Origin of the sequence: Frigoribacterium sp. MEB024 (genome assembly GCF_000878135.1) — a bacterium.
GTDB lineage: Bacteria > Actinomycetota > Actinomycetes > Actinomycetales > Microbacteriaceae > Frigoribacterium.
Window position 1 is genome coordinate 38,635 of sequence record NZ_JXQZ01000014.1, and the last position, 12,988, is coordinate 51,622.

The window sequence follows — 12,988 nt, forward strand, 5'->3', positions numbered from 1 at the left end:
GGCGAGACAGCGCATTACTTCTTCTGGACGGTTGGCACGCTGACGAGGAGTTCGTAAACCGCTAGGAGAGTCTTCTCCTGGCTGGTCCAGTTGAGTTCCGCTAAAGCTGCTCGCTTCGCATTCTCTCCATGACGGTGAAGTAGCTCCAAGTCGTTCGCGTACGCAGACACAGCGATGGCGACCGCCTCGGATGAAGTCTCGTCGACAAAGGTCGCGCAGTCGAGAGGCTCGAGGATGGAGCGCCAGAGGGGAAAATCGGACGCTATGACTGGCAAGCCGGCGGCCATGTACTCGAACATCTTCGTCGGAAGGGAGTCCCGGTACGCCACTGTGTCCTGGAGCACGACGAGACCAACGCGGGCCTGGACGAGGAGGTCGCGTGCTTCGGCGGGCGAAACCTTGCCGTGCACTTCGGTGCGTTCCACATGCAGAACGTTCGAGAACAGGTCGGCCGTGCTCGCAGGCACGAAGTGACCGGCAAGACTCAACTTCCAGTCAGAAGGGAAAGCGTTGTCGTCCACGGCAGCAGCCATGACTTGAGCGCCGCGAGTGTCGCTGATGGCTCCGACGTAGACCACGTGCAGGGGACGGTCGTCCAAGTTAGGGAGATCGGCGTCTTGCTGTCGCAGTCTCGGGTAGTTCTTCACGACGGTGGTCTTTGCGGCGGGAAACCTGCGGGCAATGGTCTCGGTGGCGGCGATCACGTGGTCACTCGACGACGCGACGAGGGTGAGAATTCCGGCAGCTCGAGCGACAGCACTGCGCAAAGGCTTGGGCAGGTAGTGCTTGTCCATTATCTGAGAGGGCAGGTCTTCGTGGGCGTCGAAGATGACCTTACGCCCCAGCGTGCGAAGCACCGGGATAGCCCAGATGAGTTCGGGATCGTGCAGATGTACGACTGACGCCTGCGACCTTACGGCGAGAAACACGGCCTGCAGGCTGCTGATGGTCAAACGCCGGAGACGCGTCCGTCGAGGAATGAGTTTCACTTTGACCGAAGAGAGCTGGGCTTTTTCGCTCGACTCAACCGCGATGAGGACGACGTCGTATCCCGCGTCGTGAAGAGACACGGCCTCACGAAGATGCACTCGGTTGTCGGTCCAAGGGTGTGCGGAAGAGACGTGAGCGACGCGGTTGCGTTGTTGAATCATGGCTATCAATCCGGAGGCGTAGTTGGGGCGGTATGAGTCGCCGATTTCGGCTCCAAAAGGGGGACCAGGGCCCGAGACAGGCGCCGGGCGAGGACCGAGTAGTCGTATTCGCTCTTGACGTACTCTCGACCGCGCGAACCCATTGCGGCTCGTTCGGCGGCTGGGGTGTCTTGCAGCTGCTGCATCGCTTCGGCGATCGCCGAGACGTCGTTTGCGGGGACCACGAATCCAGCGGAGGCATCCGCGACCGGATTGTTGGATGCGTTGCTAGCGAAGATGATCGGACGGGCGGCAGAGAGGTACTCGAACAGCTTGTTCAGCGATATCCCGTACTTGTAGAGGGGCAGATCGAGCATGTTGGCAATGAGTGCGTCACTGTCAGCCGAGATCTGCGTGAGCTGAGATTGCGGCACTGCACCTTGCAATCGAATCTGAGACCCCCATTGCGAGGTCGTGGCCCGGCGCTTGATCTCGTCGAAGTCGGCCCCGTCACCCACCAGTCGGAGCCGCGCATGCGGGCTTCCGCCCCTGGCGAGGTACAACTCGAAGGCCTCTACTAACGTGTCGACAGCGTTGGCTCGGCCGATCGAGCCGAAGTAGGTGAAAGTCGGGCCGGCCGCCTCGTCGGCAGGTGGCGTAGACGCTTCGCCGGGCTCGACACCGTTGCTGATCCAGACGAATGGCACGTCGTGGCCCCAGGCTTTGAGATAGTCACCCACCCCTGGCAGAGGTGAGATGACCAGCTGCGAGCGCTCGATGGTTCTCTTCTCGATCCACCTGAGAATGTGGGCCAGCGGATGGTGGCGCGTGATCGCCCCCATGTCGATGAGAGTCTCTGGCCAAAGATCACGCGTCTCGAAGACGAATGGGACCGCCTTGCGTCGGGCCACGGTGGACGCAGCCCAAGCCGCGAGCGGATGAACCGTACTTCCGATCACGAGGTCAGGGGAGTCGAGGTTTCGCAAGGCGAGGAGTCGCGCCGAGAACGTGACCATGTTGATGACTCGACTGAAACCACCTTTCTCGTACGCAGGCGCCTCGAGCAGGCGGAAGAGGGGGCCGTGTTCGTCACCACCCAGCGTGGCACCGCGGGGAGACAGCTGACGTCCACTTGGATGATCTGTGCTGGCCGCGATGACAGTGACACGCCAACCGAGGCTCTCGAGGTGCTGAGCCAGCCTGTAATGACGTCCGCTTCGGCCATGGACGTCCGGGTGCACGGCGTAGTGGTTGACGAACCACAGGTGTGGTCGGCGTCGCTCCTCGGTCATCGTGCGGGAACACCTTTCACGGTGGTAAAGGCCGGTACATCACGCGTAACGCAGGCAGCGGCACCGACCGTCGCGCCACGACCCACGTGGAGGCCCTGCAGAATCACAGCACCGGCGCCGACCAGACTTTCGTCCAGGATGACGACGCCTCCTGAAATGATTGCGCCTGGATTCACCGAGACGCAGGCTTCCAACCGAGCGTCGTGCCCGATCGTCGAGTTTGGATTGAGGTGCACGTGCGGACCGATCTCGACGCCCGTCGACACTTGAGTCCCGGCACAAATGACCGACCCTTCACCTACGCTCGTCAGAGTGCCGATCTCAGCTCTGGGATGAATCACCGTTGCGGCGGTGAGGCCATGGGAACCGATCTGATCTGCGATCTGGGCTCGACTCGCTGGCGAACCGACCGCGATGACATAGGCCGCTGACGGGTTCGTGAGAAGCCACTCGGCAAGAGGGCCCAACCAGCGGATGCCGCGTCGAGAGAGGAGAAGGAGGGCGGACTCGGAGGGGGCGTCGTCCACGACGCCGAGAACATGCCAGCTCCCCGGGGACTGCTTCTCGATGGCGTCCAGGACGTCCAGCGTCTCGCGCCCGAAACCGCCGGCCCCGACGACGACGATGTCAATGTTCATGGAGCACGCCCCCATTGCCGACGAATTCAGCCGACGTCACCGAGGTCGAGTCCGTGATGCCCTCCCGGCGGAGGACTTTCCTCACCGTCGACAAGAGAATCCGCAGATCACCTACGAACGACCTGGTCTCGACGTAGCGCACGTCGAGCTCGAGCTTGTCCGCCCACGAGATCGCATTGCGGCCGTTGACCTGGGCGAGTCCGGTCACGCCGGGGCGGACGTCGTGACGGCGAGCCTGCCTGGGGGAGTAGCGCTCGAGATAGCGAACGAGCAAGGGGCGCGGTCCGACGAGGCTCATGTCGCCCCGCAGCACGTTCCACAACGTGGGTAGTTCGTCGAGGCTCGTCGAGCGCAGGATGGCTCCGAAAGCCGTCATGCGGTCCTTGTCCGTCACCAAGCCGCGGGCCTCGTCGACGGGCAACATCGTGCGGAACTTCACTAGGTCGAAGACCTTGGCGCCCTTGCCCGGGCGCGCCTGGACGAACAGCACCGGCCGCCCTAGGCGTCGGGCGATGACGGCGGCCAACACGAGTTGGACGGGGGCGGTGACGACCAGCCCGCCACCGGCGACGGCGACGTCGATTGTACGCTTGGCAATTCGATCTGCGAGCCCTGCCTTCATGAGGCGTCCAAGAAGGACTGGATGCGGTCCTGGACGCGATCTCGCTGCCCGGCGTCGAGAGCCGAACCGCTCGGCAGCGTCAGCCCGAGCTCGAAGAGTCGCTCGGAGGCACCCGTCACGCGCGCACGAGCCGACACGAACACGGGCTGCAGGTGCATGGGCTTCCACAACGGACGCGACTCGATCTGCACCTCGGCCAACCAGGCCGACAGATCGGCCGGCGCCCAACCGGTGACCGAACGGTCGACGAGGATCGATGTCAGCCACACGTTGTCGAATTCGTCGCCGTCGCGACCGAAGATCTCGACACCCTCGACCCCGGCGAAGAGCGAGGCGTACAACTCACGCATCTCTCGGCGCCGAGCGATCATCTTGTCGAGTCGGGTCAGCTGTGCCCGTCCGAGGGCCGCCAACAGGTTGCTGAGACGGTAGTTATAGCCGATCTCGGTGTGCTCGTAATGGGCGACGGGCTGTCGGGCCTGCGTCGACAGGTAACGCACACGCTGCGCCAGGTCTCCGTCGTCGGTCAGTAACATGCCGCCGCCCGATGTCGTCATGATCTTGTTGCCGTTGAACGAGACCGCGGACGCATCGCCGAACGATCCGGCGGCACGTCCTCGATGAGATGCGCCGAGCGACTCCGCTGCGTCGACGAGCAGTCGCACGCCGTGTCGATCGGTGAGCTCGGTGATGGCGGTGTAGTCGACGGCCTTCCCGAGCAGGTCGACGGGCACGACCGCGCCCACTCGTTCGCCCGAGGCCGTGAGCTCGTCGAGAACACCGGAGAGCAGGACCGGGTCCATGTTGCCGGTCTCGGGGTCACAGTCGACGAAGTACGGCTCGGCGCCCGTGTAGGCGATGGCGTTCGCCGTTGCGGCGAAGGTCATCGAGGACGTGGGCACGACGTCACCCGGTCCCACGCCCCAGGCGACGAGAGCGACGTGCAGGGCCGACGTGCCCGAGTTGAGGGCCACGCCGTGCCCTACCCCGACCCGCTCGGCGACTTCGCGCTCGAAGGCGTCGACGTCCGGGCCCAGGGGAGCGATCCAGCCGCCGGCCATGGCCGCCAGAACGTACTGCTGCTCGAGTTCGCCCACGTCGGGCGAGCTCATGTAGATCCGTTCGGTCACTCGGGTACTTCCTGTTTCGGGTTGAGACTGAGCTCCGCGGTCCACGGGCCCGAGTGAGCGTGCACGCCGTCGAGTTGAGACGGGTGCAAAGCGGGGACGGCAGTGTGCGAGATCTTCGGGTGGACGGGACGGTTGTCGCTCTCGCCGAGGCCGACGAGTTCCTCGTGCATCTTCTCGCCCTCGCGCAGACCGGTGTAGACGATGCCGATGTCCCTGCCCGACATGGCGATCATCCGCTCGGCGATGTCGAGGATGCGCACGGGCTCGCCCATGTCGAGGATGAGGACCTCGCTGGGCGCCCCAATGCCACCGGCCTGCACCACGAGGTGGCACGCCTCGGGAATGGTCATGAAGAACCGCGTCACGTCGGGGTGTGTGACGGTCAGCGGGCCACCGGCCTCGATCAGGGACGTGAACACGGGCAGCATCGACCCGCGGCTGCCGAGCACGTTGCCGAACCGCACCGACAGGTAGCGCGCACCGGTCTCGTCCGCGGCCCACGCGGTCAACCGCTCGGCGAGCCGCTTAGAGTGCCCGAGCACGCTCGTCGGGTTCGCGGCCTTGTCGGTCGAGATGTTGACGAAGGTCGTCACCCCGACCGCCTTGCTCGCGTCCAGCACGTTCTGCGTGCCGAGCACGTTGGTCTTCCACGCCTCGTCCGGGTACTGCTCGAGCATCGGCAGGTGCTTAAGTGCCGCCGCATGAAAGACCACCTCGGGTCGACGGTCCGCGAAGATCGCTCGCAGCGCGTCCGCGTCCCTGATGTCGGCGAGCACGACCTCTCTCGTGTCGAGCAGGCCGTTGCCCGAGATCGACAACTGTGACTGCTGCAGGCCGGTCTCGTCACGGTCGAGCATGATCAGCTCGGACGGGCCGAACTTGGCGATCTGGCGGCACAGCTCGCTGCCGATCGAGCCGCCGGCGCCGGTCACGAGCACGCGCTTGCCCGCCAGGTAGCCCGCGATCGATTCGACCTGAGTGTCGACGGGGTGGCGGCCGATGATGTCCTCGATCGCGATGTCGCGCACGTCGCCGAGTCGCGACCTGCCCTCGAGGATCTCGTCCAGCAGCGGCAGCACCATCACCCGAAGGCCGGCCTCGGCCGCCCGGTCGGTGACGTCCTGCAACAGGGGAGCATCGGCCTTGGCGATGCCGACGATGATCGCCTTCGCCCCACTCCGCTCGGCCGCGGCGACGAGGTCGTGACGCGTGCCCACGACATGGACGCCCTCGATGCGCAACCCCGCCCGAGAAGGGTCGTCGTCGATCAGGCCCACGGGGAGGTACGGCGATTCGGGGTCCGTCAGCATGCGGCGGATGAGGTGGTTCGCCAGACGACCCGCGCCGAAGATCAGAGTCGGCTGGGCTCCCTCGCCCGGACGGTGCTGACTGTCGACGTAAAGGCGCGCCACGTAGCGCAGCGCCCCCATGAAGACGAAGGCGACCGGCAGGGCGATCAACATCGTGCTTCGCGCCAGCATGATCTCCGTCCCGAACACCAGCACCGGGACACCCACGGCGATCCCGGTCACGACCACGACCCGCATGATGGTGCGCACCTCGGCGAAGCTGCCCGGTACGAACCGGCGACGGTAGAGCCCGGTCGCATAGCCGAGCGCCGCGCCGAGCAGGACGGTCACGGTGGCGACGCCGAGGACCGCGGTCCACGTGACGGCGTCGTACGAGAAGTCGTAGCGCAGCGACACGGCGAAGACGATCGCGACGACCCAGACCAGGGCATCGAGCGCGACCTGCAGGCCGGTGCGCCGGGCCGGTGAGGCCATGAACCGGTCGATCACCAGGTCACCCCACCGTTGGTCGAAATCAGCACGGTGTCGTCGGCCCACAGCCACAAGGCGTCCGTCCCGGCGGACAGGGTGACAGAACCCGGGGTTGCGGAGGATGCCGGAGCGCAGCCTACGCGTGTCGAGTCGGCGCCCGGTGCGGACGCGGGTACGGAGACCGCGGTTCCCTCGCAGTCGGCAGCGCCGACCGAGGCGACGAGGTAGGTGCCCACGTCCGCGGTCACGGCCACTGCGCCCTCGACTGCCGTCCCGGAATCCCAGGTGCTCGCGCCGTCAGTCGTCCGGAAGAACCGGCGGTCGCTGCACAGCACGCCGGCTTCGGTGTCGCTGATGACCGCGAGGTCGACGACCGCCGCGCACGGAGCTGGACGGTCACCCGCAGGGGAGTGCACGGTGCCCGGGGTGGACCGCGCGACGAACCACGAGGCGGCCAGTCGCTCGGGGTAGTCGCGGAACTCGGCCCCGCCCGAAAAGGTCTGCGAGAACGCCGTGGCGCAGGTCGTGCCGGCCGGGCCGACGACGAAGGCCGATACCGCGTCCATGGCCTGCACCCGGTCGATGGCAGCTGGGTCTCCGCTGGTGGACACCGACAGCGGCGACCAGGTCGCCCCGGCTGACGTCGTCAGTTCGAGCGTGGGGGACGGCCCCGCCCTCCCGGGCGTGCACGTGCCGGACTCGGCCCGCCATGCGGTGACGGCATCGACCGCCGACAGCAGTCGCGTCGGGGTGACGGCCTCGGCCACGGGCGTCGGCGTCTCGGTCGGTTCCGGCGCGACTGTGGTCTCGACCGGCACGGGCGTCGGCGTGACGGCGGGTTGGGCGTCGGCAGCCAGACCAGACGGTTCGCGGGTGAACGCGAGCGCGACGAGTCCGAGGTCGACGAGGGCGAAGGCGCCGATGCCGATCAGGGCGAGTCGGCGGCGGGCCCGGGCTTGCGAGCCCCGCTTGCGACGAGCGTCAGGCATCAGCGGTCACCCCCGTCGAGGGCGGCGGCGCGGGTCAGCAGCTCGACGAGCGTGTCGGCCGCGGGCACCAGTTGGCGACCCGACGCGGCGAACGTCTCGTCCGAGCGGCGATACGGGTCGACCACGTCGTCGTCCAGTGGATCGTTCGGAGCCTCGACCGAGCCGCGTCGCGAGGCGAGCAGGGCGACGGTGGCCCGCAGCCGGTCGGCCACCGTCGAGGCACCCGCCGGCAGGGCGTCGGCGAGCTGCACATCGGTCACGTCGCGAGCGAGGCGGGCGGCCTCGCGAAGCGTGAAGGTGTACCGGCTGGACCGGGGGTGCATCGAGACCACGGCGCGACGGTGTTCGCGGGCCAGGGCGATGACGAGGTCGGCGCCGCGGACGTCGCGCTCGAAGAGGAAGCGCGCCCGATGCTCGTCGGGTTCGAGGTCGAACGACCGGGCCAGGGCCCTGGCCTGCTCGGGCATCACGTCGTCGTCGACGGCCATGGTGCCCGCGCTCGACACGGCGACGTCGTCGAGGGGCGAGAGACCGCGGCGCAGGTAGAGCTCGGCCAAGGGCGACCGGCAGATGTTGCCCGTGCAGACCGTGAGCAGCGAGAAGGTGGACGGCGTGGGCTGGGGGATCAGGAACGACATCTCGCGCCTACTTCGCCGTGCGTGAACTCGTCTTCGGAGCGGCCGGCAGGTCGCCGACGCCGGCCTCGGGGGTGTCCTGCTCCATGCCGTAGTACGCCCCGTAGTTGCCGTAACCGTAGGCGTCGGGCCCCTTCGTGGGCAGCATGGTCAGCACGATGCCGTGCACCTTGCTGCCGATGTGCTCGAGGTTGCGCAACGCGGACTGCAGCTCGTTGCGAGTCGTACGGCCCGCGGCCGACACGACTATCGCACCGCCGGTCAGCTTGCTGAGGATGGCCGCGTCGGTCACCGGCAGCAGGGGAGGTGCGTCGATGAGCACGTAGTCGAACGACGTCGTCAGCGATTCGATGAGCGCCGACATGGCCTTCGAGCCGAGCAGCTCGCTCGGGTTCGGGGGAACGCGACCGGCCGGCAGCACGTACATCGTGCCGCGGCCCCAAGGCTGCAGGACGTCCTGCAGGTCCGCGCGGCCGATCAACACGTCGGTCAGCCCGACGACGCCCTCGAGGCCCAACGTGTCGGCCAGGCGGGGCAGCCGCAGGTCGCCGTCGACCACGGCCACCGTGGCCCCGGTCTCGGCGAGGGCCACCGCGAGGTTGGCCGTCGTGGTCGTCTTGCCCTCACCGGGCAGCGACGAGGTGACGACGAAGCAGCGGCTCTGCGACTCGACGTTGACGAACTGCAGGTTGGTCCGCAGGGTGCGGAACGACTCGGACCGCGGGTTGCGCGGATCGACGTGCACGATCAACGGGTGCTTCTTCGCCCCGGGGTCGAAGCTGATGCCGCCGACGATGGGCGCGTCGGTCACGAGTTCGACGTCGTGCGAGCCGTGGATGCGGGTGTCGAGGGTGCTGCGCAGCACCGCTGCACCGACGCCGAGGGCCAACCCGATCAGGAGGCCCAGACCGAGGTTGAGGGCGGTGCGGGGGGTCGCGGGTGTCGAGGCGACCGACCCGGGGACGATCGTGGCGATCTTGACCAGGCTCGCGCCTCCACCGGTCGGCGTCTCGAGCTCGTTGACGACGACGTCGGTGAGGGAGGTACCCACCGCGTTGGCGATGTCGGCGGCGCGTTGGGCGTCGGTGTCGGTCACCGTGATGTTGATCAGCACGGTGTTGAGGGGTGATTCGGCAGTGATCATCGAGGCGAGGCCGGCCGCCGTGGTGTCCAGGCTGAGCTGGTCGATCACCGGGTCGAGCACCGCGTCGCTCGTCACGACGTCGACGTACGACCTGACCTTCTGTTGGGCTGCGCTGCTGCCCTGCACGGCGTCGACCGTGGTCGACGAGTCCTGCGCCTGGACCGAGACGAACAACCGGGTCGACGACACGTAGGTCGGCGTCGCCAGGATCGAGCTGAGCGCTCCCGCAGCGAGGCCGACGAGCGTCAGAGCGGCGATGAAGATCCAGCCCTTACGGAGAATGCGGATGTAGTCACGGAGTTCCACGTGGCTGAGGTCCTGTCCTGATCGGGTTCGGGCACCGTTGCAGGAACCCCGGCAGTCGTAGCACGGACCATGCCTCCCGGCACCCTGATGGCTCCCCGCGACTCTGCGCCGTGACCAATACTCACACACGGGACGCCCGGAAGGGGTACATATGTTGTCCGATCCGGCGAAGTGGCCCCCGAACGGGGGTGCACAGGGCCGTACCGCGACACCCGTCGCTGAACGTCCGCCTGAACGCTCGCTGTGATTCGGGCGCACCGCCCGACCCGCGCAATAGCCTGCCGACGACGGGCACGTCCCGTGCTCGCACGTGATCAAGGAGGATCACCATGGCAACGAATCACGCGGTCGCCTACAAGGGCCCCGGCCAGGTCGAGGTCATCGACGTCGACTACCCGACCTTCGAGCTGAAGGACGGCCCCGGCGTCAACCCGGCCAACGTCGGGCGCAAGGTCAACCACGGCGCGATCCTGCGCACGGTCGCCACCAACATCTGCGGTTCCGACCAGCACATGGTCCGCGGCCGCACCACCGCCCCGACGAACCTCGTCCTCGGCCACGAGATCACCGGCGAGGTCGTCGAGGTCGGCCCCGACGTCGAGTTCATCAAGGTCGGCGACATCGTCTCGGTGCCGTTCAACATCGCCTGCGGCCGCTGCCGCAACTGCAAGGAACGCAAGACCGGCATCTGCCTCAACGTCAACCCCGACCGTCCCGGCAGCGCCTACGGCTACGTCGACATGGGCGGCTGGGTCGGCGGTCAGGCCGAGTACGTGCTCGTGCCCTACGCCGACTGGAACCTCCTGAAGTTCCCCGACGCCGACCAGGCCATGGAGAAGATCCTCGACCTGGCGATGCTCTCCGACATCTTCCCGACCGGCTTCCACGGCGCCGTCACCGCGGGCGTCGAGGTCGGCTCGACCGTCTACGTCGCCGGAGCCGGCCCCGTCGGCCTCGCCGCCGCCACCGGAGCCCTGCTGCTCGGTGCCAGCGTCGTCATCGTCGGCGACATGAACGCCGACCGCCTCGCGCAGGCCCGCAGCTTCGGCTGCGAGACCGTCGACCTGACCAAGGGCGACCCGGCCGACCAGATCGACCAGATCCTGGGGGAGCCCCTCGTCGACTGCGGCATCGACGCGGTCGGCTTCGAGGCCAAGGGGCACGGCGGCGGGTCGGGTGACGAGGCGCCCGCCACGGTGCTGAACTCGCTGATGGACATCACCGCGGCGGGTGGCGCCCTCGGCATCCCGGGGCTCTACGTCACCGGCGACCCGGGCGGAGTCGACGAGGCCGCCCAGAAGGGCTCGCTGTCGCTCAGCCTCGGCACCGGCTGGGCCAAGTCGCTGTCGTTCACCACGGGCCAGTGCCCGGTGATGAAGTACAACCGACAGCTGATGATGGCGATCCTCCACGACCGCACGAGCATCGCGAAGAACGTCCACGCCCAGGCGATCAGCCTCGCGGACGCCCCGCGCGGCTACGCCGAGTTCGACAAGGGCGCCGCCACGAAGTACGTCCTCAACCCGAACGACCTGATCAAGGCGGCCTAGCGCCCGTCGCCCCCGCGCCTCCTCGGCTCTCGGTCCCCACGACCGACAGAGCCCGGGAGGCGCGGGTCGGCCCACCCGGGCCGCCCCGTTCCGCAGCCACTCGCGTCGTTGCATGCCGTGCACGGTGTATGACGGAACGATCCCATGACGAAGACATCCGACACCCCTGCCCCGGGAGGCGCCGACGCCGCCCGCCCCGCCTCCGGCCACGGCCGCGCCGCCCGCTCCGACGAGGAACGCCAGAAATGGCGCGCGTTCGCCGTGTGCGTCGGCGTCGCCGCCCTGACGATCCTCGACCTGTCGAAGGTCAACGTCGGACTGCCCAGCATCGAGGCGTCGCTCGGCGCCGGGCCCACCGCCCTGCAGCTGATCGTCGCCGGCTACGCCCTCGCCTTCGGTCTGTCGCTCGTGCCGTCCGGCCGCCTCGGCGACCTCAAATCGCGCCGCATGATGTTCGTCATCGGCCTGACCTCGTTCACCGTCGCCAGCCTGCTCTGCGCCCTCGCCCCGACCATCGAGTTGCTCGTCGCCGCACGCATCCTGCAGGGCGTCGCCGCCGGCATCCAGATGCCGCAGGTGCTCGGACTCATCCAGCAGCTCTTCCAGGGCAAGGAGCGCGGCCGCGCCTTCGGCTTCTTCGGCGCCATCATCGGCGTCAGCACCGCGTTCGGCCCGACCCTCGGCGGCCTGCTCATCGCGATCGGCGGCCCCGAGGACGGCTGGCGCCTGCTGTTCTGGATGAACATCCCGCTCGGCCTGATCGCCATCTTCTTCGCCCTCAAGCTGCTGCCGAAGACCCGCACGGCCTCGAACGGCCACAACGAACTCGACCTGTTCGGCATCGTGCTGCTCGGCCTGACGATCTTCACCCTCATGCTGCCGTTCGTGCTGACGACCGGCCAGGGGGACGACCCGCTGCGCTGGCTCTTCTTGATCGGCTTCGTCGGGTTCGGCGCCGCTTTCGTCTGGTGGGAGCAGCGCTACAAGGCCCGCGGCAAGTCGCCGGTCGTGCACTTCAGCCTGTTCTCGCTCGCGTCGTACCGCAACGGCACCCTGATCGCCACGGTCTACTTCTGCGCGCTGCCCGCGACCTTCCTGCTGACGACGCTGTACCTGCAGCAGGGGCTCGGCCTCGAACCCGTCTACGCCGGCATGGTCACCATCCCGTTCGCCCTGACCAGCGCCGTCGCCGCGTTCTACGGCGGACGCCTCGTCGACCGCTTCGGTCGCAGCCTGGTCGTGCTCGGGCTCATCCTCGTCGCGGTGGGCTTCGTCGCCCTGCTGCTCGCTGCCGTGCTCACCCCGCGCGACATCACGCCCTACGCCATGGGCATCGGCATGCTCATCGCCGGCACGGGTGGTGGCTTCGTCATCTCGCCGAACCAGACGCTGACGCTGGCCGAGGTGCCCGTCGAGATGGGCGGCGTCGCCGGCTCGATGGGGCAGGTCGGCCAGCGCGCCGGCACGGCCATCGGCACGGCGGCCGCAGTCTCGACGTTCTACTCGGTCATCGCCGGGGCCGGGGGAGCCGAGGGCGCCGACCTCGACATCTACCACGAGGCCTACCGCAACGGCTTCTTCGTCACGATCGCCCTGGTGTCCGTGGCGCTCGTGCTCGGGCTGATGGACCTCCGTGCCCGCAAGAAGGGGCGCGTGGGCGACGGGGCTGAGGCTGCTGCTGCGTAGTCGGTGACCCGCGTCGTCGGGGTGACCCGCGCCTCCTCGCTGAGACGCGCCTCCTCGGCGAGGCGCGCCTCCTCGCTGAGACGCG

The 12,988-nt window shown here is 67.9% G+C and carries 11 protein-coding genes; 2 read left to right on the top strand and 9 right to left on the bottom strand.

Annotation, left to right across the window (positions count from 1 at the left end):
* Positions 1-14 precede the first annotated feature (14 nt).
* From SZ60_RS03425 to SZ60_RS03465, 9 genes are all read right to left on the bottom strand, one after another.
* On the bottom strand, positions 15-1,070 hold the full coding sequence (locus SZ60_RS03425) for a glycosyltransferase (protein WP_197073492.1): 1,056 nt from the start codon (positions 1,068-1,070) through the stop codon (positions 15-17).
* An 86-nt stretch (positions 1,071-1,156) separates the two neighbouring features.
* Positions 1,157-2,422, bottom strand: coding sequence for a glycosyltransferase family 4 protein (locus SZ60_RS03430; protein ID WP_043593691.1), 1,266 nt, complete (start codon positions 2,420-2,422; stop codon positions 1,157-1,159).
* The gene (locus SZ60_RS03435) at positions 2,419-3,060 is read right to left on the bottom strand and encodes an acetyltransferase (RefSeq protein WP_052505132.1); all 642 of its coding nucleotides are present in this window, start codon (positions 3,058-3,060) and stop codon (positions 2,419-2,421) included. The genes SZ60_RS03430 and SZ60_RS03435 overlap by 4 nt, the downstream gene beginning before the upstream one ends.
* Entirely contained in the window at positions 3,050-3,682 is a 633-nt protein-coding gene (locus SZ60_RS03440; protein ID WP_043593696.1) for a sugar transferase, read from the bottom strand. Before SZ60_RS03440 ends, SZ60_RS03435 begins: the two co-directional genes overlap by 11 nt.
* Positions 3,679-4,812 carry a DegT/DnrJ/EryC1/StrS aminotransferase family protein gene (locus SZ60_RS03445; protein ID WP_197073493.1) on the bottom strand — a complete coding sequence of 378 codons (1,134 nt, stop codon included), beginning with the start codon at positions 4,810-4,812 and terminating at the stop codon, positions 3,679-3,681. Before SZ60_RS03445 ends, SZ60_RS03440 begins: the two co-directional genes overlap by 4 nt.
* Complete coding sequence (locus SZ60_RS03450) at positions 4,809-6,611, bottom strand: polysaccharide biosynthesis protein (RefSeq protein ID WP_369700684.1); 1,803 nt, start codon at positions 6,609-6,611, stop codon at positions 4,809-4,811. The genes SZ60_RS03445 and SZ60_RS03450 overlap by 4 nt, the downstream gene beginning before the upstream one ends.
* Positions 6,608-7,582, bottom strand: a complete 975-nt coding sequence (locus SZ60_RS03455; RefSeq protein ID WP_043593698.1) for a hypothetical protein — start codon at positions 7,580-7,582, stop codon at positions 6,608-6,610. The genes SZ60_RS03450 and SZ60_RS03455 overlap by 4 nt, the downstream gene beginning before the upstream one ends.
* Complete coding sequence (locus SZ60_RS03460) at positions 7,582-8,220, bottom strand: low molecular weight phosphatase family protein (protein ID WP_043593700.1); 639 nt, start codon at positions 8,218-8,220, stop codon at positions 7,582-7,584. The genes SZ60_RS03455 and SZ60_RS03460 overlap by 1 nt, the downstream gene beginning before the upstream one ends.
* A gap of 7 nt (positions 8,221-8,227) precedes the next feature.
* Entirely contained in the window at positions 8,228-9,667 is a 1,440-nt protein-coding gene (locus SZ60_RS03465; RefSeq protein WP_082059832.1) for a polysaccharide biosynthesis tyrosine autokinase, read from the bottom strand.
* Between the two features lie 329 nt (positions 9,668-9,996).
* On the opposite strand from SZ60_RS03465, the gene fdhA reads away from it, so the two are divergent.
* Both fdhA and SZ60_RS03475 read left to right on the top strand, forming a co-directional pair.
* Entirely contained in the window at positions 9,997-11,217 is a 1,221-nt protein-coding gene (gene fdhA / locus SZ60_RS03470; protein ID WP_043593702.1) for a formaldehyde dehydrogenase, glutathione-independent, read from the top strand.
* Between the two features lie 144 nt (positions 11,218-11,361).
* A complete protein-coding gene (locus SZ60_RS03475; protein ID WP_043593704.1) occupies positions 11,362-12,903 on the top strand; it encodes an MFS transporter in 1,542 nt (513 codons plus the stop codon).
* The last annotated feature ends 85 nt before the right edge of the window (positions 12,904-12,988 follow it).